Annotated in this window: 22 protein-coding genes; 19 read left to right on the top strand and 3 right to left on the bottom strand. The window is 71.2% G+C overall.

Annotated features, from left to right (window positions below; genetic code table 11):
- The first annotated feature begins 16 nt into the window (after positions 1-16).
- From FNH24_RS15085 to FNH24_RS15040, 10 genes are all read left to right on the top strand, one after another.
- Positions 17-547, top strand: a complete 531-nt coding sequence (locus FNH24_RS15085) for an EXLDI protein (RefSeq protein ID WP_152363017.1) — start codon at positions 17-19, stop codon at positions 545-547.
- 130 nt (positions 548-677) lie between these two features.
- Complete coding sequence (locus FNH24_RS15080) at positions 678-1637, top strand: ATP-binding cassette domain-containing protein (RefSeq protein ID WP_152363016.1); 960 nt, start codon at positions 678-680, stop codon at positions 1635-1637.
- Positions 1634-2416 (top strand): ABC transporter permease, encoded by a 783-nt coding sequence (locus FNH24_RS15075; RefSeq protein ID WP_152363015.1) that lies wholly within the window; start codon positions 1634-1636, stop codon positions 2414-2416. Before FNH24_RS15080 ends, FNH24_RS15075 begins: the two co-directional genes overlap by 4 nt.
- A 435-nt stretch (positions 2417-2851) precedes the next feature.
- On the top strand, positions 2852-4339 hold the full coding sequence (locus FNH24_RS15070; protein WP_152363014.1) for a bifunctional ADP-dependent NAD(P)H-hydrate dehydratase/NAD(P)H-hydrate epimerase: 1488 nt from the start codon (positions 2852-2854) through the stop codon (positions 4337-4339).
- A gap of 15 nt (positions 4340-4354) precedes the next feature.
- A complete protein-coding gene (locus tag FNH24_RS15065) occupies positions 4355-5383 on the top strand; it encodes a S66 family peptidase (protein ID WP_152363013.1) in 1029 nt (342 codons plus the stop codon).
- Positions 5384-5392: 9 nt separating this feature from the next.
- A complete protein-coding gene (alr, locus tag FNH24_RS15060) occupies positions 5393-6523 on the top strand; it encodes an alanine racemase (protein ID WP_152363012.1) in 1131 nt (376 codons plus the stop codon).
- Positions 6523-7665 (top strand): alpha/beta fold hydrolase, encoded by a 1143-nt coding sequence (locus FNH24_RS15055; RefSeq protein ID WP_152363011.1) that lies wholly within the window; start codon positions 6523-6525, stop codon positions 7663-7665. The genes alr and FNH24_RS15055 overlap by 1 nt, the downstream gene beginning before the upstream one ends.
- Positions 7666-7680: 15 nt before the next feature.
- Complete coding sequence (locus tag FNH24_RS15050; protein ID WP_152363010.1) at positions 7681-8748, top strand: LacI family DNA-binding transcriptional regulator; 1068 nt, start codon at positions 7681-7683, stop codon at positions 8746-8748.
- Between the two features lie 113 nt (positions 8749-8861).
- Positions 8862-10499: an extracellular solute-binding protein gene (locus FNH24_RS15045; protein WP_152363009.1), complete on the top strand. Its 1638-nt coding sequence runs from the start codon at positions 8862-8864 to the stop codon at positions 10497-10499.
- Positions 10500-10547: 48 nt separating this feature from the next.
- On the top strand, positions 10548-11552 hold the full coding sequence (locus FNH24_RS15040) for a prenyltransferase/squalene oxidase repeat-containing protein (protein ID WP_152363008.1): 1005 nt from the start codon (positions 10548-10550) through the stop codon (positions 11550-11552).
- Between the two features lie 147 nt (positions 11553-11699).
- Here FNH24_RS15040 and FNH24_RS15035 read toward each other — a convergent pair whose 3' ends face one another.
- Positions 11700-12332 carry a GNAT family N-acetyltransferase gene (locus tag FNH24_RS15035; protein WP_152363007.1) on the bottom strand — a complete coding sequence of 211 codons (633 nt, stop codon included), beginning with the start codon at positions 12330-12332 and terminating at the stop codon, positions 11700-11702.
- A gap of 565 nt (positions 12333-12897) precedes the next feature.
- Positions 12898-13746, bottom strand: a complete 849-nt coding sequence (locus tag FNH24_RS15030; protein ID WP_170304505.1) for a hypothetical protein — start codon at positions 13744-13746, stop codon at positions 12898-12900.
- 105 nt (positions 13747-13851) lie between these two features.
- Here FNH24_RS15030 and FNH24_RS15025 point away from each other — a divergent pair, with 105 nt between their 5' ends.
- A complete protein-coding gene (locus FNH24_RS15025; RefSeq protein WP_170304504.1) occupies positions 13852-15234 on the top strand; it encodes a DEAD/DEAH box helicase in 1383 nt (460 codons plus the stop codon).
- 68 nt (positions 15235-15302) lie between these two features.
- On the opposite strand, the gene pdxR is transcribed toward FNH24_RS15025, so the two are convergent.
- Complete coding sequence (gene pdxR / locus FNH24_RS15020; protein ID WP_152363004.1) at positions 15303-16697, bottom strand: MocR-like pyridoxine biosynthesis transcription factor PdxR; 1395 nt, start codon at positions 16695-16697, stop codon at positions 15303-15305.
- Between the two features lie 45 nt (positions 16698-16742).
- Here pdxR and FNH24_RS15015 point away from each other — a divergent pair, with 45 nt between their 5' ends.
- From FNH24_RS15015 to FNH24_RS14980, 8 genes are all read left to right on the top strand, one after another.
- Complete coding sequence (locus FNH24_RS15015) at positions 16743-17204, top strand: carboxymuconolactone decarboxylase family protein (protein ID WP_152363003.1); 462 nt, start codon at positions 16743-16745, stop codon at positions 17202-17204.
- Between the two features lie 64 nt (positions 17205-17268).
- The gene (gene tsaE / locus FNH24_RS15010) at positions 17269-18225 is read left to right on the top strand and encodes a tRNA (adenosine(37)-N6)-threonylcarbamoyltransferase complex ATPase subunit type 1 TsaE (RefSeq protein WP_246186910.1); all 957 of its coding nucleotides are present in this window, start codon (positions 17269-17271) and stop codon (positions 18223-18225) included.
- Positions 18212-18886, top strand: a complete 675-nt coding sequence (gene tsaB / locus FNH24_RS15005) for a tRNA (adenosine(37)-N6)-threonylcarbamoyltransferase complex dimerization subunit type 1 TsaB (RefSeq protein WP_246186909.1) — start codon at positions 18212-18214, stop codon at positions 18884-18886. The genes tsaE and tsaB overlap by 14 nt, the downstream gene beginning before the upstream one ends.
- Positions 18883-19422 carry a GNAT family N-acetyltransferase gene (locus FNH24_RS15000; protein ID WP_152363002.1) on the top strand — a complete coding sequence of 180 codons (540 nt, stop codon included), beginning with the start codon at positions 18883-18885 and terminating at the stop codon, positions 19420-19422. Before tsaB ends, FNH24_RS15000 begins: the two co-directional genes overlap by 4 nt.
- Positions 19419-20471, top strand: a complete 1053-nt coding sequence (gene tsaD, locus FNH24_RS14995; RefSeq protein WP_152363001.1) for a tRNA (adenosine(37)-N6)-threonylcarbamoyltransferase complex transferase subunit TsaD — start codon at positions 19419-19421, stop codon at positions 20469-20471. Before FNH24_RS15000 ends, tsaD begins: the two co-directional genes overlap by 4 nt.
- A gap of 7 nt (positions 20472-20478) precedes the next feature.
- A complete protein-coding gene (locus FNH24_RS14990; RefSeq protein ID WP_152363000.1) occupies positions 20479-21678 on the top strand; it encodes a THUMP-like domain-containing protein in 1200 nt (399 codons plus the stop codon).
- A 73-nt stretch (positions 21679-21751) separates the two neighbouring features.
- Positions 21752-22798, top strand: coding sequence for an aldo/keto reductase (locus FNH24_RS14985; protein WP_217428238.1), 1047 nt, complete (start codon positions 21752-21754; stop codon positions 22796-22798).
- A 166-nt stretch (positions 22799-22964) separates the two neighbouring features.
- Positions 22965-24080 carry a family 43 glycosylhydrolase gene (locus FNH24_RS14980; protein ID WP_161606144.1) on the top strand — a complete coding sequence of 372 codons (1116 nt, stop codon included), beginning with the start codon at positions 22965-22967 and terminating at the stop codon, positions 24078-24080.
- The last annotated feature ends 40 nt before the right edge of the window (positions 24081-24120 follow it).

Here is a 24120-nt window from a genome sequence, read left to right as displayed (position 1 = left end):
ATGTATAGTTCTGCGTATGCCGAACAAGACGATCTACGTGTCCGACAGCGATCAGGAACTGTTCGCCAAGGCTCAGGAGCTGGCCGGGGGCAGTTTGTCCGCGGCGATCACCACCGCCCTCCGACAGTACGTCGAGCTGGAGGAGGGGCGCCAGGAGGGCTTCGAGGAGATCGTCGTCAAGGTCGGCGTCGGGGTCGGCCGTAAGGTCCGGTTCTCCGGCGTGCTGCTGGCCGAGTGGGCCAACACGACGATGAGCCGGATGGAGACGTACCGGATCTATCGCAGCCGCACCGGCAAGTTCGTGCTGCACGTCGACCGCTCGCCGGAATGGAAGGACCAGTCGGACAACGCCGAGAAATGGAGCCAGGGCTGGCGCGCCTGGGTCGGCAACCTCAGCGCCAACCAGAGCTGGAGCTACACCCAGGGCGAGGCGACGCTCGACGTCGTCGATCATGTCGAGGACCTCAAGGACAAGGTCCCGCCCAAGCTGTACGAGTTGATCAAGAACGCGGATCAGGAGCCACTGGTCGAGGACCTCGACATCTGACTCCGCCGCTGAGCTAGCCGGCACACCAACACCAACCGAGCCGAGGGACCGTGGGCGCCCTCCGGTCTGTCGAGCCTGCCCACCCAGCGTCACCCAACACCACACCACCTCTCCAGGGAAAGGGACAGCCATGTCCATGGCCATCGAGGCCGTCGGCCTCCGCCGCAGTTACGGCGACCAGGTCGTGCTCGACGGCGTCGACCTCCGGGTCGCCACCGGCACGATCTTCGCCCTGCTCGGGCCGAACGGCGCGGGCAAGACCACCACCGTCAACATCCTGTCCACCTTGATCACGGCCGACGCCGGCCGGGTCCGGGTGGCCGGGCACGACAGTCACGAGGATCCTGACGCGGTCCGCGCCGCGATCGGCGTCACCGGTCAGTTCTCCGCCGTCGACGGCCTGCTCACCGGCGCGGAGAATCTGAGCCTGATGGGCCGGCTGCACCACCTGAGCCGGGCCGAGAACGAGCAGCGGGTGGCCCGGCTGCTGGAGCAGTTCGACCTGGTCGAGGCCGGCAAGAAGCTGGCCGCGACCTACTCCGGTGGGATGCGGCGCCGGCTGGATCTCGCGATGACCCTGGTCGGTGATCCCAAGATCATCTTCCTGGACGAGCCGACCACCGGCCTCGATCCGCGCAGCCGCCGGACCATGTGGCAGATCATCCGCGAGCTGGTCGCCGGCGGCGTGACGATCTTGCTCACCACGCAGTATCTGGAGGAGGCCGACGAGCTGGCCGACCGGATCGCCGTCCTTGATCATGGCCGGTTGATCGCGGAGGGCACCGCCGCCGAACTGAAGCGCCGGGTGTCCGGCGGTCACCTCAACCTGCGGTTCCACGACGCCGAAGCCCTCGGCGCGGCCACGGTCGCGCTGGCCGGCTCGGTGCCGAACCTCGAGGCGTTGACCCTCCAGGTGCCCAGCGACGGCGGGGTCTCCTCGCTGCGCTCGGTGATCGAGCGGCTGGACCGGGAGGCGATCGAGGTCGCCGAGCTGACCGTACACACGCCTGACCTGGACGACGTCTTCCTGGCCCTGACGGGCCAACCTCACGAATCCATGATCACGACCGAGAAGGAACCAGTGCGATGAGTACGCTCCGCTATGCAGCCGCCGACACCCTGTCCCTGGCCCGGCGCAAACTGCTGCACATCCTCCGCTATCCGGGCATGACCCTGATCCTGGTCGGAATGCCGATCATCTTCATGCTGCTCTTCGTGTACGTCTTCGGCGGCACCCTGGGCGCCGGCATCGGCGGCAGCCGTGCCGACTACATCAACTACGTGGTCCCCGGGATCCTGGTGATGGGGGTCGCCGCCAGTGCCAATGGGGTCGCGGTGTCGGCCGCGATGGACATGACCGAAGGCATCATCGCCCGGTTCCGGACGATGGCGATCTTCCGCCCCTCGGTGCTCGCCTCGCACGTCATCGGCGGCGTCGTCCAGACTCTGTTGATCACCGCCGTGGTGATCGGCGTGGCCCTGCTGATCGGCTTCCGGTCCTCGGCCGGACCGCTGCAGTGGCTCGGCGTCGTCGGCGTGATCGTCATGATCGGCTTCGCCCTGACCTGGCTCTGCGTCGCCCTCGGCCTGGTCGCCAAGACCGTCGAGTCGGCCAGCAACCTGCCGATGCCGCTGACCCTGCTGCCGTTCCTGGGCAGCGGCTTCGTGCCGACCGACTCGATGCCGTTCGCGCTCAAGGTGTTCGCCGACTACCAGCCGTTCACGCCGATCATGGAGACCCTCCGCGGCCTGCTCTTCGGCACCCCGATCGGGCTCAACGGCATGCTGGCGGTCGCCTGGTGCCTGCTCATCTCGATCGTCGGCTTCGTCTGGTCCCGCCACCTCTACCGCCGGGACCCGACCCGGTGACCGCCACCCTGTCGCTGCCGTGACCCCTGCCACCCGACCCGCTCCAGCGGGCCGGGTGCCAGGCGTTTCAGTGCCGCAGGGCGGCCCCTCCAGCCGGCCGGCCGGTGCATTTCTCTACCTGTGTCGACTTTCGCGCGGCCCGGTCGCGGGTTGGGCGTGCGTTTCTCTACCTGTGTCGACTTTCGTACGGCCGGTCGCGGGTTGGGCGTGCGTTTCTCTACCTGTGTCGACTTTCGTACGCTTCCGGTCGGGATTCGGGGGGATTTCTCTACCAGTGTCGAGTTCGGACGCCTCAGCGGGAGGGTGCTCCACGAGCCGTCGCGTGCGGAGAATGACGCAGCTGCCGGCCGTCGCCCCTCCCCTCGGAGGGGCGGGACCGGTGGCGGCGAGGTGGGGTGCTCGTGGGCGGCTCGGGGTGGGGCTAGCCTGCTGATCATGGAGCAACGCGCCTACCGCACCGCGACGGTCCGCGAGGTCGAGGATGCGGAGATCGCCCGGATCGGTGCCGAGCCGCTGATGCGGCGGGCGGCGGCCGGAGTGGCGGCGGTCGCGCGACGGGAGTTGATCAAGCTCCGGGACCGGGCGTACGGCGGCTCGGTGTTGATCTTGGTCGGCGGCGGCAACAACGGCGGTGATGCCCTGTACGCCGGAGCCGGGCTGGCTCGCCGCGGCGTCCGGGTGCTCGCCGTCCGGTGTCTCGGCACGCCGCATCCGGCCGGCCTGGCGGCGCTGGAGTCGGCCGGCGGTCGGCTGGTCGGCCTGGAAGATCAGATCCTGGCCGGCTCCGACCAACGCTGGGATCTGGTGATCGACGGCATCCTCGGCATCGGCGGCCGGCCGGGGCTGCCCGCTCCGGTGGCCGAGCTGGCCGGCCGGCTGACCGGCGCCGGCGTCCCGGTGATCGCCGTCGACCTGCCGTCCGGCCACGACACCGACACCGGCGCGGCCGGCGACTGGGCGATCCAGGCCCGGCACACGGTCACCTTCGGCGCGCCGAAACCGTGTCACCTGATCGAGCCCGGTCGATCGGCCTCGGGCGAAGTCACGGTGATCGACATCGGGCTCGACTTCCGTTCGGCCCGGCCGGAGCTGAGCGCGCTCGACGTCGCCGGGCTCGCCGCCCTGTGGCCGTACCCGGGACGGCTGGTGGACAAGTACGCCCGCGGCGTCGTCGGCCTGGACACCGGCTCGGACCGCTATCCCGGCGCCGGGCTGCTGTCCACGCTGGGCGCCGTGTATTCGGGTGCCGGGATGATCCGCTACCTCGGCCAGGACAAGCCGACCGAGCTGATCGCCGCCCAGCTGCCGAACGTCGTCTTCGCCCCGGGCCGGGTGCAGGCACACGTGTTCGGCTCCGGCTGGGGCCGGCGCGAGGGCGGCGAACGGCTGATCCGGGACGCGCTCGACGCCGGCACTCCGGCGGTGGTGGACGCCGACGGGCTGCGCTGCCTGCCCGACCGGCTTCCGTCGAGCTGGCTGCTCACCCCGCACGCCGGCGAACTGGCCCGGCTGCTCGAGGTCGACCGGGCCGAGGTCGAGGCCGACCCGATCCGCGCGGTCCGGGCCGGCGCCGACCGGACCGGCGCGACCGTACTGCTCAAGGGCGCCACCCAACTGGTCGCCTCCCCCGACGTCACGCCGGTCCTGGTCGCGGTCCCCGGCCCGTCCTGGACCGCGCAGGCCGGCTCCGGCGACGTGCTCGCCGGGATCGCCGGCACCCTGCTCGCGGCCGGCCAGCCCGCCTTCCGGGCCGGCCAGCTCGCCGCCTCACTGCAGGCCTACACCGCGACCCGCCACCCGGGCCCGCTGCCACCCCAGGACCTCGCCCGCCACCTCCCGGAGACCATCGCCCACCTCGCCGACCCGTCAGTTATGCACGACCTTTCGCGGCGTGTCGGTGCAGAAGTGACGGCTCGTCGATAGTCGGAGAGGAATCAGATGGCGCTCAAGCCGGGTCGGCTGCGGGAAGGTGACACGGTCGCGGTGGTGGCGACCTCGGCCGGCTTGGCGGTCCCGTTTCCGCGGGTGTATCAACGCGGCCTCGCCGTCTTGCGCGAGGAGTACGGTCTCGAGGTCCGGGAATACCCGACGACCCGGCTGGGATCCGACCAGCTCTGGCGCGACCCGGCCGAGCGGGCCGCTGACCTGAACGAGGCGTTCGCCGACCCGGAGATCGCGGCGATCATCACCACCATCGGCGGCAGCGATTCGATCCGGATCCTGCCTCATCTCGATCCCGAGGTGGCTCGCCGGAACCCGAAGATCATGCTCGGCTATTCCGACACCTCGACCCAGTTGATCTTCTATCAGCAGCTCGGGTTGATCACGTTTCTCGGGCCTTCGGTGATGGCGGGTTTCGCCCAGCAGCATCACTTCCCGGAGGCGCGTGATCATGTCCGGGCGCTGCTGTTCGACAGCAAACCGGAGTACCGCTACCGCCCGTACCCGCGTTGGTCCTCGGCTGACTGGGACGGCGGGGAGCGGGGCGATGAGATCGGCCCTGTTCATGATCACGACGGCTGGCACTGGCTCCAGGGCGGCAACCCTGCCAGGGGCCGCCTTTTCGGCGGCTGCTTCGAGACCCTGGAGCAAATCAAGGGCACGCAGTTCTGGCCGGCACCGAGCTTCTGGGACGACCGGATCCTTGCCCTCGAGACCTCGGAGGAGGCGCCATCCCCGGACCAGGTCGCTCGCTGGCTGCGGAACTACGGCATGCAGGGTGTCTTCGATCGCGCCGCGGCGATCCTGATCGGCCGCGCCTGCGGTTACGCCGACGACCAGAAGCGCGAACTCGACCAGGCAGTGCTCCGCGTCATCGGCGACGAGTTCGGCGCTCGTGAGTTGCCGGTGGTAACCAATCTCGACTTCGGCCACACCGACCCACAATGGATTCTGCCGCTCGGCTGCCTGGCCGAGGTCGACCCGGCGGCCGGGGAGATCCGACTGGCCGAGTCACCACTGCGGTAGAAAGGACCCGTGCATCAGCAGACCGCGAGCGCCGACATCGATCTGGCGGCGATCCGGTCCAACGTCGCCATCCTCCGGGAGCTGGTGGCGCCGGCCGCGGTGATGGTCGTGGTCAAGGCCGACGGGTACGGGCACGGGATGGTGCCGGTGGCGCGCGCGGCTCGGGCGGCGGGGGCCGACTGGCTCGGCGCCGCGTTCCTGGACGAGGCTCTGCGACTGCGCGAATCCGGCGATCAGGGCCGGGTGCTGTGTTGGCTGTACGGGCCCGAGGAGGACCTGACGCCCCTGGTCGCGGCCGATATCGACGTGTCGATCCAGTCGGTCGGGCAGCTGGCCCGGGTGCAGGCCGCGGCGGCCGAGAGCGGGCGGACCGCGCGGATCCATCTCAAGATCGACACCGGGTTGTCCCGCAACGGCTGCGATGCCGCCGACTGGCCCGCGCTCTGCGCCGACGCGGCGGCGGCCGAGCGGACCGGCACGGTCGAGGTGGTCGCGGTCTGGTCCCACCTGGCCGCGGCGGACGAGCCCGGGCATCCGTCGGTGCCGATCCAGCAGAAGGCCTTCGACGTCGCGTACGAGCAGGCCGAGTTGGCCGGGCTTCGGCCGCAGCGGCATCTGGCCAATTCCGCGGCCGCGATGATCCTGCCCAACGCCCGGTTCGACCTGGTCCGGATCGGCATCGCCGCGTACGGCATCGAGCCCGCCCCCGGACTGGCCGAGCGGGCCGGGATCGCGCTCACCCCGGCGATGACCCTGCGCGCCCAACTGGCAGCAGTGCACGCGATCGAGCCCGGCACCTCGGTCTCCTACGGCTGCCGCTGGACCGCCACCGAGGCGACCGTGGTCGGGCTGGTGCCGCTGGGCTACGGCGACGGGGTGCCGCGGCACGGCACCAACCGGGTCGAGGTCGGCCTGGCCGGTCGGCGCGCGCCGAACCGGGGCACCATCTGCATGGACCAGTTCGTCGTCGACCTCGGCGCGACCGGCGGGGCGATCGGTGACGAGGCGGTGCTCTTCGGCCCCGGGTTCGACGGCGAACCGACGGCCGCCGACTGGGCCGACTGGTGCGGCACCATCGGCTACGAGATCGTCACCCGGATCGGGGCGCGGGTGCCGCGCCGCTATCGGGGTGAGGCCTGATGGCGCCGCCGCGTCGCCGCCCACCGCGGGAGCCGGCGAAGCCCGAGCGGGTCACTCCGCCGCGGGCCGAGCTCGAGGCCCGGGCCAAGCCGGGCCGGATCAGCGTCGGTGAGGGGCTCGGGCTGCTGGCCGGCTTCGCCGCCCTGGCCGCCGGCGGGATCGCGGCCGGGCTGGAGCTGGAGCGCCGCTTCGTCACCAAGCGGATCTATCACCGTGCCGAGCGGGACGAGGAGGACTTCTTCGGGCTGCGGTCCGACGGGCCGATCCTGACCACCGCCGACGGCGTCCTGCTGCACACCGAGGTCGACGAGCCCGAGACCGACGATCCGGATCGGCCGACGCTGGTCTTCGTTCACGGGTACGCGCTCAGCCTCGACTGCTGGCATTTCCAGCGGAAGTATTTCCGCGGCCGCTTTCGCCAGGTGTTCTACGACCAGCGATCGCACGGCCGTTCGGGCCGATCGGATCCGGACTGGTGCCGGATCCCGCGGCTCGCCGATGATCTTGCCCAGGTGTTGGACGAGCTGACCGGGGATCGGCCGGTGATCTTGATCGGGCACTCGATGGGCGCGATGACGATCATGCACCTGGCCGGGGAGCATCCGGAATGGTTCGGCTCGCGGGTCCGTGGTGTCGCGCTGTTTTCCACCTCGGCCGGGGAGATGGCCGACCACTCGCCGATCCGGGCGCTGCCCGGGCGGGCGTTCTCCCGGATCGCGCAGCCGCTGATGGCCAGCCTGAACCGGATCCCCGAACTGGTGGAGAAGGGCCGCAAGGCCGGCTCCGACATCGGCTACGTGGTGACCCGCCGGATGGCGTTCGGCTCGCCCGATGCGCCGGTCTCCTGGGTCGAGTTCGTCAGCGAGATGCTCGGCCGGACGCCGCTGGAGGTGGTGGCCGACTTCTATCCGGCCTTCGCCGAGTTGGACGAGTACGAGGCGTTCAAGGTGCTGCGGCAGATCCCGACGGCCGTGATCTGCGGGATCGACGATGTGATCACGCCGATCGAGCACACCGACCGGATCATCGCGCTGCTGCCGGACGCGGAGTCGCTCCGGCTCGAGCGCTGCGGTCACCTGGGCATCATCGAGCGGCACAGCGAGTTCAACCAGGTGCTCGACCGGTTGATCGCCCGCTCCTGACCCGGCCCGCCCCTGATGAGCCTCGCCGAGGATCGCCGGGCCCGCCTGTTGCGCAGCCTGACCCGGACCGGGACGGCCCGGCTGGCCGACCTCGCGGCCGAGCTCGACGTCTCCATCGCCACGGTCCGGCGGGACGCGGAGACGCTGCACCGGCGCGGCCGGCTGGTCCGGCGGCACGGCGCGGTCGAGTTGCTGCCGCAGTCGGCCGGTCGGCGGTCGCCGCGGCCGGCGACGATCGGCATGATGCACTCCGACAACCGCTATCTGGCCCTGATCGCCCACGCGGCCCGGCGCGAGGCGGAGCGGCGTGATCATCGGTTCCTGATCGAGCCGGTGGAGAGCCAGGACGACGCGGCGCGGGCCGCAGAGCGGCTGGTCGCCGCGGGCTGTATCGGAATGATCTACGCGCCGCAGTGGCGGAGTGAGGCCGAGACCGCCGAGCCGACGCCGTGGCTGGACCGGCTGGAGCTGCCGGTGGTGCTGGGCGGTCGCGACGTCGACGCTGATCATCATCTGTTCCGGTTGGACTCGGTGATCGCCGATCATGCCTACGGGATGCGCCTCGGTCTTGATCATCTGCAGTCCCTCGGGCATCGCCGGATCGTGGCCACCATCCACGACGAATCGCCGCCCGGTCGGCTGTTGCGGACGTACTTCGTTGATCAACTCCGGCGGCGTGACCTACCGCAGCTGACCCCGCCGCTGCTGACCCCGCCGGAACGCACCGCGGCGGCGTTGGCTCCGATCGTCGACGCGATGATCACCACCCGGGCGACCGCGATCGTCGTGCACACCGACTCGACCGCGCAGGCCCTGGTGCCGCGGCTGCGCGCGGCCGGGCTGCGGGTGCCGGCGGACGTGTCGGTGGTCGCCTACGACGACATCGTCGCCCCGGAAGTCGATCTTGCCCTGACCTCGATCTCGCCGGCCAAGCACGAGCTGGGGATCGAGGCGGTGTCGCTGTTGCTGCGCCGGCACCGGCTGACCCGGGCCGGTCTCGACCCGCCGCCGGTCGCGCACGTCCGGCTGCTGCCGGTGTTGGTGGTCCGCACCTCGACCGGGCCGGCCGGGCGTCTTCGCTGAGCGATTTGAGCGATTTCGCTGCCCGGAGCGCCGACTTGCTTCCTACTGTCGGTTCCGACAGTGGACCGGCCTGACGCCAGCGGCCGCCACGACTCACCGACGAGGGGGAACCGATGACATCCGGTGCACCGATCTCGCGCCGTTCGCTGCTCGGCGCCGCCTCCGGGCTGGCCGCGGCCGGTCTGACCGCGACCGCGTTGGCCGGCTGCGGCTCCGGCGTCGACAGCGGCCCGGGGACGGCGTCCAGCCCGGTGGCGCTGCCGGCTCAGCTCCCGTACGACGGCGCCACCCCGGACCTCAAGGGCACCGCGGCCGGTGTCCCCGACGCCTACTTCGGCTATCCGGCAGACCCGGTCGCCTCGGTGACCGGGCCGCCGGGCTCGGGGGCCGCGGTGACGGCCCTGCTCAGCAGCTACGCCGTGTCGCCGACCCCCGCCCCGGCGAACACGTACCTGGTCGAGCTGAACCGTCAGCTGAACGTCGACCTCCAGCTGCAGGTCACGCCGGCGGCCGACTACGCGGCCAAGCTGTCGACCACGGTCAGCGGCGGCAAGCTGCCGGACCTGATCGAGATGCTGCCGTCGCAGCCACAGCTGCCGCAGTTGCTCGGCGCGGTCGCGGCCGACCTCACGCCGCACCTGGCCGGCGAGGCGATCAAGGACTATCCCAATCTCGCCACGTTCAGCGCCGACATGTGGCGGACCACGATCTTCGACAACCGGATCCACGGTCTGCCGGTGCCGCGACCGATCCAGTCCGGCGTGCCGTTCATCCGGAGCGACCTGTTCCGGCAACGCGGGCTCGACCCGGATCCGAAGAGCTGGGAGGAGTTCCGCGAGCTCTGTGCCGCGCTGACCGCGCCGAAGGAGTCCCGCTACGCGCTGAGCATGCCGCCGATCGCCTATCTCAACGGGGCGCTGGGCGGGCTGAACGAGTGGGGCGAGCTCGACGGCACGCTGGTCCGCTGGCAGGAGACCGAGCAATATCAGCAGGCGCTGAGCTGGACCGCGGAGCTGGCCAAGGCCGGCTTCCTGCATCCGGACGCGTTCGCCGCCAACGCCACCGTGCTCGGCAAGCAGCGGCTGGTCGGCGGCCAGATCGGCATCCATCCCGACGGCTACTCGGCCTGGGGATCGCTGGCCCGCTTCCTGCCCGAGGGTGAGCAGGAGGTGATCGGCGGCCTCACCGTCCGCGGCTTCGCCGGCGCCACGCCGACGTACGCGATCGGGGCCGGATCGACCAATTTCACCGTGCTGGCCAAGGCCGACGAGGCCCGGATCGTCGAGCTGCTGAAGATCTTGAACTTCCTGGCCGCACCGTTCGGCTCGGCCGAGTTCCTGTTCCGCAAGTACGGCAGCGCCGGCGAGCAGCATTCGGTCGAGGGTGACAACCCGGTGCTGTCCAAGCGCGGCACCGACGAGATCACGCCGGTGACCGAGGCGCTGGACTACCACCTGGTGGACGGGGTCAAGGTCGCCTACGAGGGGTCGCTGACCAAGATCACCCAGGCCAAGCACGACTTCGCCGTCCAGGCCGAGCCCGGCTACGCCCGGAGTGCGGTGATCGGGCTCTACTCCGAGACCAACGCCCGCACCGGCAATCAGTTCAACCGCACCTTGACCGATCTGCAGAACGGCGTGATCACCGGCCGGAAGACCGTCGAGGATCTTGCGGCGGCCTTGCAGAGCTGGAATTCCGGCGACGGACAGAAGATCAAGGCCGAGTTCGCCGCGGCGCGGGACAAGCAGTAGCCAACCCAAGATCACGAGCAAGATCACGACGAGAGGATCTCCATCCGCATGCCCCGGTATCGGCACGACCTGACCGAGTTCGTCGACTTCCTCCGCGACTGGCTGGCCGGCTACAACCTGGGGGAGCCGGGGCGCTACACCCGCCATCTGCGCCGGGACGGCTACGACAGCGGTGAGCCCGACGCCTACGGGTGCGCCGACGCGGCCAACATCCTGGCGATGTTGGGGGAATTGCCGTACGACCCGGAGGCGCGGGCCGCCTGGGTGCGCAACCTGCAGAGCTTCCAGCAGCCCGACGGAGTCTTCGTCAACGCCAGCCATTCCCGCTATCACACGACGGCGCATGTGACCGCGGCGCTGGAACTGTTCGACGCCCGGCCGGTGCACCGGCTCGCGTTCCTGGCCGAGCTGGCCGACCATGATCGACTTCGCCGGTTCCTGGACGAGCTGGACTGGGACCGGCCGTGGCCGGCGTCGCACGACGCGGCCGGTGCGGCGTCGGCGCTGGCGATCACCGGCGAGGTCGGCCCGGACTGGTTCGCCGCCTACTTCGACTGGTTCGACGCCGAGGTCGACCCGGCGACCGGGCTGTGGCGGCGGGACCGGATGCTGCCGGCCGACGAGTGGCCCGGCTTCTTCGCCAACCTGGGCGGCTCGTTCCACTATCACTTCGTCTACGACTATCTGCGGCAGCCGTGGCCGGCGGTGGACCGGTTGATCGACAGTTGTTTGATCCTGCTCTACGAGTCGGCCGGTCGGTTCGCGCTGGACACGGTCGGCTTCGCCGAGATCGACTTGATCTTCTGTCTCAGCCGGGCCCGGCGGCAGACCGCGTACCGGTTCGACGAGGTCGGCACGGCGCTGGACGTCCTGCTGGAGCGCGTTGTCGCCAAGCTGACCGACGACGACTACCGGTCTTCGGCCGCCTTCGACGACGTGCACTCGACCTTCGGCGCGGTCTGCGCCCTGGCCGAACTGCAACGCGCCTTGCCGGGCTCGATCATGACCCCGACCCCACTCCGCCTGGTCCTCGACCGCCGCCCCTTCATCTGAAACCCCGACTTGTCAGAACTAGGGGACGTCAGAGCGTCCCCTAGTTCTGACAAGTCGGGGTTGGGGTGGGGGCGCTCCGCAGGCTTGGTTCGTTCCCTGAGCCTGTCGAAGGGCAGACCAGACGCAGCGCACCCCCCGAAAGCCGGCTCAAACCTCCGGCCGGTAGTAGGCCCCGACCAACCCGCTGAGTTCCCGCCAGCCGAGCCGGCGATACAGGGCCCGGCCGCCCTCGGTGGCGGAAAGCACGGCGGTCCGGGCGCCGGCGGCCCGGGCCTGCCTCTGTAGTTCGCGCATCACCGCGCGGCCCAGCCCGCGCCGCTGATGGTCCGGCTCGGTGATGATCTTGTCCGGCACCGCATGATCACCGGCGAGGCCGCACTGCCCGGACGCGGCAAGATCACCATCGGCGGTGACGATTCGAATCATGATCAACTCCGGCTCGGTGATCACCTCGAGTCGATACCCATCGGGCACCGCGGCCGGCGCAGTCGGTTCGAGGTCGAGCGCCATGAACCAGCCGAGCTCGTCCTCGTCCCAGCCCGGCCCGAAGCGCGGCATCCACTCCCGCGGCTCCCCGGCGAACTTCACACAACCGGTCGCCGGCACCGGCCCGGCCAGGATCTCGGCCAGCCGTTCCGTCGTCGGCCGGGTCAGCACCCACCGGCACGCCTCCTTCGCCGACCCGGTCCGGATGAACCACCCGTCCTCGATCGCCTGCATCGCCTCCGGCCGCCGCGACCGTACCCAACCCTCGACCCACGCCTCCACAAACCACGCCACCCCCAAATCCTGCCGATCCGTCACATCGGCGGCGATTTCTGCGGCGTGTCGCAGCCGATGTGACGGATCGGCGCGTCACGGAGACGGGTCACACGGTCCGAAACGAGGGGAGTGCTGGCAGGACCTGGGGCCGCGGATTCGTGCTCGGGGCCGCCCGGTTGATAGTCTGAGGGCCTCCCCGGGACGATTTCCGCTCTCGGGCCATGAGTCCGCGACGCGGACCAACCGGTTCTCTCTTCTTCGCACCCGGCGATCGGGTCCGTTTCGAGTTAGCGAGCGAACCGAGACGATCGCCCTTATCGGGCAGAGAAGTGAGCATTTTCAGATGCCGAAGAACGCCGCGGGTTCCCGCGCGCGCCCTAATTCAGCCACCGGAAGCAAGAAGGCCCGCTGGACCGCCAAGGAAAGGGCCGATCGCGGCCGCCGCCCCGCCCGTCGTCCGAGTCAGGACCAGAACGGCACCGACACCCGCCGTCCGTCCGGCCGCTCAACCAACGACCGCCGCTACGACGCCGACCGCCGCAGCGATTCCAACCGCCGTGACGACTCCGACCGCCGGTTCAGTTCAGACCGCCGCGACGATTCCAACCGTCGTGAAGATTCCAACCGTCGTGAAGATTCCAATCGTCGTGAAGATTCCAATCGTCGTGACGATTCCGACCGCCGCTTCAATTCCGACCGCCGCTTCAATTCCGACCGCCGCTTCAACTCCGATCGCCGTAACGATTCCGATCGCCGCAGCAACTCCAATCGCAGCGACTACAACCGTGGCGATTCCAACCGCCGTGGCGACACCGACCGTCGATTCGACACCAACCGTCGCAACGAGTCCGCCGGCCGGTACGACTCCGGCCGGCGCTCCGACACCGACCGCCCGTACGACTCCGACCGCCGGGACGGCTCGCGGGACGGCCGCCGGTTCACGAAGGGCGGCGGCCGGTCCGACGATCGCCGTACCCAGGAGGATCGCCGTCCCTGGCAGGATCGCAACTCCCGCGACGACCGGCGCCCCACCTTCGACCGCTCCGACCGGCCGCGGCAGGATCGCGCCGGCGACCGGTTCGGCCGGGACCGGTCCCGCGATGACCGGTCCGGCAAGGACCGCTTCGGCGCCGATCGGTCGCGCGACGATCAGTTCGGCAACGATCGATCGCGTCGGGACGGCTCCGGCTACGACCGGCACCGGGACGATCGCCGCCGCGACGACCGGGCCACCGCGCCGGCGGCCGACGACCGCCCCCGCACCGAGCGCCCGCGTCAGGATCGGCGTGACGATCTCCCCGGCAGCGCCTGGAATCGGTCGATGACCGCCGGCGACAAGTCCCGCGACGATCGCTCCCGTGACGATCGCTCTCGGGGCGACAGCTTCCGTGACGACCGGCGCAGCGACGACCGGCGCCCGGACAACCGACACGACAACGACCGGCGCGGGGACGACCGGCGCGGAGCGGGCGACCGGACCCGACCCAGCCGTCCGTACGACCGCTCGGAGGCCGACGAGACCGAGGATCAGGACCTGATGTCCTGGGCCGGCGACGAGGCCGAGGCCGTCGAGGGCGATGCCACCGACTCCGGCTTCGCCGCGTTCGGCCTGCCCGAGCCGCTGCTCGGTGCCCTGGCCGGCTCCGGGATCACCCAGCCGTTCCCGATCCAGGCCGCGACGATCCCCGACGCGCTGGCCGGCCGGGATGTGCTCGGCCGGGCTCAGACCGGCTCCGGCAAGACCCTCGGCTTCGGCCTGCCGCTGCTGGCCCGGCTCTCGGGCACGAAGTCGCCGCTGCCGCGTGGCCTGGTCGTGGTGCCGACCCGCGAACTCGCCGTCCAGGTCGCCGACGCGCTCGCGCCGCTGGCCCGTACGGTCGGCCTCTCGGTGACCCTGGTCGCCGGCGGAATGCCGTACGGCCCGCAGCGCCGGGCGTTCGAGCGGGGCGTCGACATCGTCGTGGCCACACCGGGCCGGATGATCGACCTGCTCGACCAGGGCGCCTGCGACCTGACCGCGGTCGAGACCATCGTGCTGGACGAGGCCGACCACATGGCCGACCTCGGCTTCCTGCCCGATGTGAAGACCCTGCTCGACGCGATCCCGGCCGACGGCCAGCGGCTGCTGTTCTCGGCCACCCTGGATTCCGGCGTCGACCGGTTGGTCAAGACCTATCTGTCCGATCCGGTGACCCATCAGGTCGACTCGGACCGGGCCAGCGTGACCACGATGAGCCATCACGTGGTGCACGTCCAGCCGCGGGACAAGACCGTGCTGACCGCCGAGTTGGCTTCGCGTGAGGGGCGGACCGTGGTCTTCGTTCGCACCCAGCGCGCCGCCGACCGGATCGCCGAGCAGTTGCGCGCCGAGGGTGTCCTCGCCGGGGCGCTGCACGGCGGGCTGTCCCAGGGTGCGCGGAGCCGGATCCTGGCCGCGTTCAAGGACGGCCGGATCCCCGCGCTGGTCGCGACCGATGTCGCGGCCCGCGGCATCCACGTCGACGAGGTCGGTCTGGTGCTCCAGGTCGATCCGCCGGCCGGGCCGAAGGAGTATCTGCACCGCGCCGGGCGGACCGCCCGGGCGGGCGGCAGCGGTGCCGTTGTCACGCTCGTGCTGCCGCATCAGCGGCGCGAGCTCGACCGGCTGACCCGGCAGGCCGGCGTCCAGGCCACCTCGATCGCCGGCACCCCCGGTGATCAGGAGCTGGCCGAGGCGACCGGAGCCCGGACGCCGAGTGGCGCCCCGGTGAGTGAGGCGGACTACAAGCAGCTGATCAGCCCGCCGCCGGCCAAGCGACGCGGTGGCTCCGGCTCCCGCCCGTTCCGCGGCCGTCGTACGGACTCGGATCGTCGCCCGTCCCGCAACCCCCGGCAACAGGGCCGCTCCGCTCGCCCCGACCGCGCCCAAACCTGGAGCTGAAACCTCGATCCACACCGACTTGTCAGAACTGAGTTGTGTCCTGGCACAACTCAGTTCTGACAACTCGGCTAGAAGAGGTCGGTGAGAGAGCGGTCGAGGGCTCGGAGGGCGGGGCCGAAGGCGTGGCCCGCGGGGGCGCCGTAGCCGATGATCAGTCCGGTCGGCCGCGGCTCCGGTGAGCCCGGCAGCCAGTGTCGGTCCAGGGTCTGCACGGCCAGGTCGTGCCGGGCGCAGGTCGCCCGCAACTCGGCCTCGGTCGGTCCGCCGGGCGGCAGCCGGAGCACCAGGTGCAGTCCGGCGGCGATTCCCGCCACCGTGACCGGGTCGCCGCGCCGACGGACCAGCTCCAGCACCCGGTCCCGCCGGGCCCGATAGACCGCCCGCATCCGGCGCACCTGCCGGTCGTAGCCGCCGCTGCGGATCAGCTCGGCCAGCGTCAGCTGATCCAGCACCGAGACCCGGCTCTCCGCCCGGCGCAGCAGCGCCGACATCGGCCCGACCAGGCTCGGCGGCAGCACCAGCCAGCCGAGCCTCAGCCCGGGGGCCAGGGTCTTGCTGCTCGTCCCCGCGTACACCACCCGGTCCGGAGCCAGCGCCTGCAGCGCGCCGACCGGCCGCCGGTCGTACCGGAACTCCCCGTCGTAGTCGTCCTCGATCACTACCGCCGGTCCGCCCGCGGCCAGCGCCGCCCGCCGCTCGGGCGACAGTGTGTGGCCGAGCGGATACTGATGCGCCGGCGTGACCACCACGACCCCGGCCGCGCTGCCGCTGACCTGCGCGCCGTCCCGGTCGACCGGCAGCCCGACCACCCGGACCCCGGCACCGGTGACGATCCGCCGGTGCAACTGCAGCGACGGGTCCTCGAAGCCGAACGGCCCGCGTTGCGCCAGCAGCTGCGCCAGCAGGGACAACCCGTGCGCGTAACCGGCACAGATCACCGTCCGGCTCGGATCGGCCAGCACGCCACGGGTCCGGCCGAGATAGTCGGCCAGCACCGCCCGCAGTCGCGGCTGGCCGAGCGGATCGCTGCCGTGACCCAGCGCGTCGGCCGGCAGTTCGGCCAGGGCCCGCCGGCCCGCCGCCAGCCAGTCCAGCCGCGGAAAGGCGCTGACGTCCGGCAGCCCCGGCTCCAGGCTCCACCGCAGCGTCGTCGGTACGACAGCGGAGCGACCCGCCCCCGCCGGATCCGGTACGGGAACCCGGGCCGCGACCGTCGTCGCCGCGCCCTGCCGACTCTGCAGGAACCCCTCGATCCGCAGCTGCTCGTACACCCGGGTGACCGTGCCGCGGGCGATGCCGAGGTCCGCCGCCAGCGCCCGGGTCGACGGCACCGACTGCCCGGCGGCCAGTCGCCCGGCCCGGATCGCGCCCCGCAACGCCTCCGCCAGAGCCGGACCGGACCGGGGCTGCTCCGGATCGAGCTCGAGGTGCAGGTCGGTCCCACTGGACCACTGAACTGTCACAGCACTGGACCATAGTCTGGTCCAGCGGCTGCCTACGGTGGAGGCGTGACGAACTCGCACCGCATTCAACTCAGCGACGCCCTGCCCGAGGCTCGGAAGCACCTGGTCCGGGTCACCGAGGCGGCGTCGAAGGCCGCGTCCGACGCCGGGCTGAGCCGGGCCGTGACCGATCTGGTCCGGATCCGGGTGTCCCAGGTCAACGGCTGTGCCTACTGCACCGACACCCACTCCGCCGAGGCGATCGAGGCCGGCGAGCAACCGCGCCGGATCTTCGTCCTCCCGGTCTGGCGGGAGACCGAGCTGTTCACCGAACAGGAGCGGGCCGCGCTCGAGCTGGCCGAGGCGATGACCGAGCTCCCCGAGCACCGCGAGGTGTCCGACGAGGTCTACCTGCGGGCCACCAAGGTGCTCGGCGAGGACGCCTACGTCGCCGTGGCCTGGGTCGCGACCGCGATGAACGCGCTGAACCGGCTCGGCGTGACCAGCCGCAAGCCGCTGCCGGCCTGATCCGAAATCTCGCGCCTGGGTCGGAGCAGCGCGAGTCCGGCCGGCGCGACTACCATGACCGCTGGTGAACGCATCCGTACCCGAACTCGACCTCCGGCCGGCGTCCCCCGAGGATGCCGCCGGCATGGTCGAGGTCATCCACGCAGCCTTCGGCGCCCGGCCGCCGCTCGACCCTCCGTCGACGGCGATCGACGAGACCCCGGAGTCGGTGGCGGGCGCCTTGCGCCAGGGGTACGGGGTGTACGCGACGGTCGCGCAGAAGCCGGCCGGGGCGATCTTGGTCGGCCACGGCGGCGCCGACGCGATCGAGGGCCGGGCCGCCTTCCAGCGGGTCTCGGTGCATCCGGCGTTCCAGCGGCACGGGGTCGCGTCGGCGATGGTCCTGGCGGCGGAGGAGCTGGCCGCGCTGGACGGTCATCGTGAGGTCGAGCTGTTCGCCCGGTCCGAGTTCCCGGAACTGGTCGAGTTCTGGCAGCACCGGGGTTATCGGGTCGACCGGGCCGCGCCACACGGCGTCTATCTGGTCAAGCGGCTGCCGACGGTGATCATGGTCGACGACGCCCCGGCGATGCAGCGACTGGGTGAGCGGCTGGCCGCGGTGCTCCGGGCCGGTGACGTGATCATCGCGACCGGCGAGCTCGGCGCCGGCAAGACCACCCTGAGCCAGGGGATCGGCAGGGGCCTGGAGAGCACCGGGCCGATCATCTCGCCGACGTTCGTGATCTCTCGGATCCATCCGTCGGCCGCCGGCCGGCCCGACCTGGTGCACGTCGACGCGTACCGGATCGGTGGTGAGGACGAGCTCGATGATCTTGATCTCGACTCCCGGGTCGGCGACTCGATCACGGTCGTCGAGTGGGGCGAGGGACTGGCCGAGCGGCTGTCCACCGAACGCCTGGAGATCGGCATCCACCGGCCGCCCGGCACCGACACCCGGACCGTGGTGCTGCGCGGCATCGGGTCGCGCTGGTCCACGGTCGACTTGGGCGAGTTGGGCGGATTGGGTGATGATCATGAGTGAGTCCGTGGTGCTGGCCCTGGACACGTCGACCGTCGCCGCGGTCGGGGTCGCGGTGGGCGGCCGGGCCGTGGCCCGGGCGGTCGCGCCGGACCCGATGCGGCACGCCGAGCAGCTGATCGTCCTGGTCGACCAAGCCTGCGCCGAGGCCCGGGTCGAGTTGCGGGACGCCGGCCGGGAGCGGTCGATCATCGCCGGCGTCGGGCCGGGCCCGTACACCGGTCTGCGGGTGGGCATCGTCACCGCCCGGACCCTCGGCGTCGCGCTCGGCCTCGAGGTCCGCGGCGTCTGCAGCCTGGACGCGATCGCCGTCCAGGCGGTCGAGCTGGCCCGGCCGGACACCGAGTTCGTGATCGCCACCGACGCCCGCCGGCGCGAGGTCTACTGGGCCCGCTACGACGCCGCCGGCCGGCGGGTCGGTGACCCCGAGGTTGGTTCGCCGGACACGGTGCCCCGGCTGCCGACCTTCGGCCCGGCGACCGGGCTGTATCCGGACCGGCTGCAGGTCGCCGGCCAGGAGTTGATCTTGGACGCCGGAGTGCTGGCGGCGGCCGGCCCCGGGCTGCCCGATGTCGGGCTGGAGCCGCTCTATCTGCGTCGCCCGGACGCGATCGAGCCGTCCCGGCCCAAGTCGGTGCTGGCAACCGTCCGGCGCGCGCGATGATGATCACGATCACCCCGGCCGGCCCGGCCGACCTGCCGGCGATCATGGCCCTGGAGCAGGCCGGCTTCGCCGCCGCCGAACGCTGGTCCGAAATCTCCTGGCGCGACGAGCTAACCGCCCCCGGCCGGATCACCCTCGCAGCCGTTATCCACAGCCCAACCGCCGAGTTGTCAGAAATGAGTAGCCCCCCGGCACAACTCAGTTCTGACAAGTCGGAGGTTTTGGGGGTGGTGGTGATGCGGGTGACCGGGGAGGTGGCGGATCTGCACCGGATCGTGGTTGCGGCCGACCAGCGGCGGCTCGGGGTCGGGCGGCGGTTGCTGGCGGCGGGGATGGAGGCCGTCCGCGAGGCCGGGGTCCGGTCGATCCTGGCCGAGGTCCGCTTCGACAACGAGGCGGCGATCGAGCTCTATCAGCGGGCCGGGTTCGAGCAACTCGGCGCCCGGAACGACTATTACGGGCCGGGGAAGCACGCGTTGATCTTGAAGCTGTACGACCTCGACCTGCGCCCCGCTGCGGCCGGGAAGGAATCATGAGCGAGCCGTTGATCCTCGGCATCGAGACCTCCTGCGACGAGACCGGGGTCGGCATCGTCCGCGGCCACGACCTGCTGGCCAACGAGGTCGCCTCCAGCGTCGAGGAGCACGTCCGCTTCGGCGGCGTGGTGCCGGAGGTGGCCAGCCGGGCCCATCTCGAAGCGATGTTGCCGACGTTGCAGCGGGCCTGCGCCACCGCCGACATCGACCTGACCGAGATCGACGCGATCGCGGTCACGGCCGGGCCGGGGCTGGTCGGTGCGCTGGTGGTCGGCCTGGCGTCGGCCAAGGCGCTGGCGTACGCGCTGAACAAGCCGCTCTACGGGGTCAACCACCTGGCCGGCCACGTCGCGGTCGACCTTCTTGATCATGGTCCGCTGCCCAGCCCGTGCGTGGCGCTGCTGGTGTCCGGCGGGCACACCTCGCTGCTCACCGTCGAGGACATGGCGAGCAAGATCACGGAGCTGGGCTCGACCATCGACGACGCGGCCGGCGAGGCCTACGACAAGGTGGCCCGGCTGATCGGCCTGCCCTATCCGGGCGGACCGCACATCGACCGCGCCGCCGGCGCCGGGGATCCGAAGGCGATCGCCTTCCCGCGCGGGCTGAGCACGAACAAGGATCTGATCAAGCACCGCTTCGACTTCTCCTTCTCCGGGCTGAAGACCGCGGTGGCACGCTGGGTCGAGGAGCGCCGGTTGGACGGTCTGGACGTGCCGGTCGCCGACGTCTCGGCCAGCTTCCAGGAGGCGGTCTGTGACGTGCTCAGCGCCAAGGCGATGGATGCCTGCGCCGCGACCGGCGCGACCGACCTGCTGATCGGCGGCGGGGTGGCGGCCAACGGTCGGCTGCGGGCCCTGCTGGCCGAGCGGGCGGCCGAGAACAAGATCACGTTGCGGACCCCGCGACCGGCACTGTGCACCGACAACGGCGCGATGATCGCCGCCCTCGGAGCCGAAGTCGTACGCCGCGGGCTCAAGCCGTCCGGCCTCGACATCGGCGCCGATCCCGGCCTGCCGGTGTCGACCATCACCGTGCCGTGTCACTAGTTTGATCATGGAACCGGCCACGGCTGAGGCGCTGACCACGGCCGAGGGCACCGCCGCGATCGAGCTCGCGCTGGCCCAGCCCGATCCCGACGGCCTGGCTGCGGCTGCGGCTCTTCGGCGGAGCTTCCCGCCCGAACTGGCCGCCGCCGCGCTGACCCAGGCCGGCTTGTGGCGGACCGCCCGGGGAAAGTTCGGCGACCTGCTGGATCGGCTCCCCGGGACACCGTTGCTCACGCCGGCAGGGCTGCAGCAGGCGACCCGGGCCGAGGTCGCGGCCCACCATGCCGCGCGGTTCGAGCTCGCGGGAGCGACCCGGGTGTTCGACCTGGGTTGCGGCATCGGCGCCGACGCGATGGCGTTCGCGCTGGCCGGGCTGGCGGTGACCGCGGTCGAGCGCGACCCGGCGACCGCGGTCCTGGCCCGGCACAATCTTGATCTTGCTCGCCGGGCCGCCGGTCCCGGTGCGTCCGAGGCCGAAGTGATCATCGCCGACCTCGCCGACGATCCCGTCCACCTAGGAGTCGGCGACGGGGTCTACCTCGATCCGGCCCGGCGTTCCTCGGCCGGCCGGACCTGGCGCCCGGAGGACTTCAGCCCGCCCTGGAGCCGGGTCCAGTCCCTGCTGCGCCGAGCCGGCCCGACCGCGATCAAGCTCGGACCAGGCTTGCCGCACGAGTTGATCGAGGACGACGTCGAGGCCGAGTGGATCAGCGCGGGGGGAGACGCGGTCGAGGTCGGCCTGTGGTCCGGCACCGGCGCCGCTCCGGGGCGCTGGTCGGCGTTGATCATGCCCGATCTGCGGATCGTCGCCGAGCCGGTCGAGCTGCCGGTGTCGCCGCCGCTGCGCTACGTCTACGAGCCGCTCGGGGCGGTGATCAGAGCGCGCGCCATCGGCACGCTGGGCCGGCAACTCGACGCCTCCCTGCTGGACGAGAAGCTGGCGTACCTGACCTCCGACCGGCTCACCGCCACCCCGGCCGCGACCGCCTTCGAGGTGATCGACGTGCTGCCGTACACCGAGAAGGTCCTTCGGGCCTGGGTCCGGGAGCACCGGATCGGCAGCCTGGAGATCAAGCAACGCGGCATCGATCTGGATCCGGCGCTGCTGCGGCGCAAGCTCAAGCCGCGCGGGCCGGAAGCGGCGACGATCTTGATCACCCGGACCCCGACCGGGGCCCGGACCCTGGTGGTCCGGCGGATCCCCTGACCAGGATTGGTCTGGGATCACTTGGCCGGATCGGCCCGTGACTCCAGACCATCAGGCTGCCTAACCTGCAGGTGTGAAAACCCGAATCCTGCACAGCGGGGGCCGCACCCTGGAGGTGACCGCCCTCTGTCTCGGCGTGATGTACCTCGGAGTTCGCGAGGACGAACGCACGTCGTACGAAGTCCTTGATCGTTTCTACGAGCACGGCGGCCGTTTCTTCGACACCGCCAACAACTACGGCGGTTGGACCGAAGCCAGCCACGGTTCGACCTCGGGCGACAGCGAACGGCTGCTGGGCCGCTGGATCGCCGATCGCGGCGTGGCCGGCGAGATCGTCGTGTCGACCAAGTGCGGCGCCGGCAAGCGTGATCCGGAGCGCACCCTGTCGATGGAGTTGCCGACCAACTTCGAGGGGTTGTCGGCCGAGGTGGTCCGCAGCGAGCTGAAGGGCAGCCTGGAGCGGCTCGGCCTGGACCGGGTGGGCGTCTACATCGGCCACGTCGACGACCGCGATCTCGACGCCACCGAGATCGCCGACACCTTCTCCGCCCTGGCCGACGAAGGCCTGATCACCGTGCCCGGCCTCTCCAACACGGCGACCTGGCGGCTGGCCCTGGCCCGCCGGCACAGCGGTGATCATGGTCGGCCGGAGTTCGGCGTCTGGCAGCAGCACCACTCCCTCTACTGGCCGGTCCCGGGCGTGGACGAGAGCACCCGGGTCACGCCCGAGGCGGTCGACTACGCGGCCGATCAGCCGGAGTTGACGATCATGACCTACTCGCCGCAACAGGGCGGCCAGCTGGCCCGCCCCTGGATGCCCATCCAGGACTGCTACAACCATCCCGGCAGCGAGCAACGACTGCGCCGCGCGCACCAGATCGCGCACGAGCTGGGAGCGACGGTCAACCAGGTGGTGATGGCCTGGCACCTGGCCGGCGTCCGGAGCTCCCTGCACTACGTCCCCGGCAGCCACAGCTCCCCGGCCGACGCCCTGCCGGCACGGCGGGCCGCGATGATCCCGGTCTTCAGCGCCAGCTCGGCCGCCCAGGTCGACGAGGCCGTAGGCGCCGTCACCCTCGACCTCCCACCCGACCACCTGTCCGCCCTAGACACCCCCTAAGACCGCCGACCCGTCCATCCGCGGCCGTTTTCGCGGCGTGTCGCAGCGGATGTGACGGCTCGGCGAATCGGGGTGGAGGGAGATCTTCGGCGAGGCTCACTCGGTCGGGCTCGCCTGGACGAGGGGTGGCGCCCGGCCGATGTCGCGGGCTAAGGTTCTCTGCTACGTGGCAGAGAAGCCTGAGGGGGAGCGGATGCAGCGGAAGATCCACCGAATCGGATGGTTGGCCGGAGCGGCGACGGCGGTGGTGATCGCGCTCGGCCTGACGGCCGCGCCGGCGGTCGCGACTCCGACCCCACCGGATCCGGTGTACGCCGCGACCGCGGCCGCCGACCCGGGCGTGATCTTCGCCGAGGGCCGCTACTACGCCTTCACCACCGGCACCCGCGCACCGTTCCTCAGCGCCGACGATCCGGCCGGGCCGTGGACGGCCGAAGGGCCGGCGCTGACCGGCACCGGGGGTTGGGCGCTCGACGCCCCGATCTGGGCTCCCGACGCGGTGCACGTCGGCGGCAGCACGTACGCGCTCTACTACGCGGCCCGGGTCGACGGGCTCGGTGATCTTCAGCGCTGCATCGGCGTCGCGATCTCCGAGACCGGCCCGGCCGGGCCGTACGAGCCCACCGACAAGCCGGTCAGCTGCCCGGCCGGCGCCCGGCGGCACGACAGCGGCGAGTTGATCAACGCCAGTGATCAACCGCCGACTCCCAACCCCGGCGACGGCTTGATCGACGCCTCGCCGTTGCTGACCGAGGACGGCCGGCGATTCATGATGTACAAGACGCAGCGGCCGAATCCGATCACCACACTGCGGATCGTCGAGGTCGACCCGACCTGGACCACTGCCATCGCGCCGAGCGTCGAACTGGCCCGGTCGGAGGGCCAGATCGAGAACCCGGTGATGGTGCAGCGCGGCTCGAAGTTCGTCCTGTTCGCCTCCAAGTACAACTACCTGAGTTGCGACTACGCAACGGTCTGGTGGCGCTCCGATTCACCGACCGGCGACTTCGGCCCGAGCCGGCCCAAGACCCTGCTCACCACCGAGCGCACCGGCATCTGTGGTCCGGGCGGTGCCGACCCGACGCCGACGGCCGAGCCGGGGGAGTGGCGGATGATCTTGCACGGTTGGGTCTGTCCCGCGGCCTCGAGCACACCGTGCGCCGGCTTCCCGCTGCCCGCCGACAAGCGCCGGGTGCTCTACGCCGGCCGGTTGGACTGGGGTGCCGACGGCGCGACCCCGCACCTCCGGCACTTCCTCGAGACGCCCACCCTCACCTCCTGAGCTGATAAGTCGGTAGGGAGGGGCATGGCAGGCTGAGGGG

This window comes from Microlunatus speluncae, assembly GCF_009299835.1.
Taxonomy (GTDB): Bacteria; Actinomycetota; Actinomycetes; order Propionibacteriales; family Propionibacteriaceae; genus Microlunatus; species Microlunatus speluncae.
This window is presented reverse-complemented; position numbering and strand designations above follow the sequence as displayed.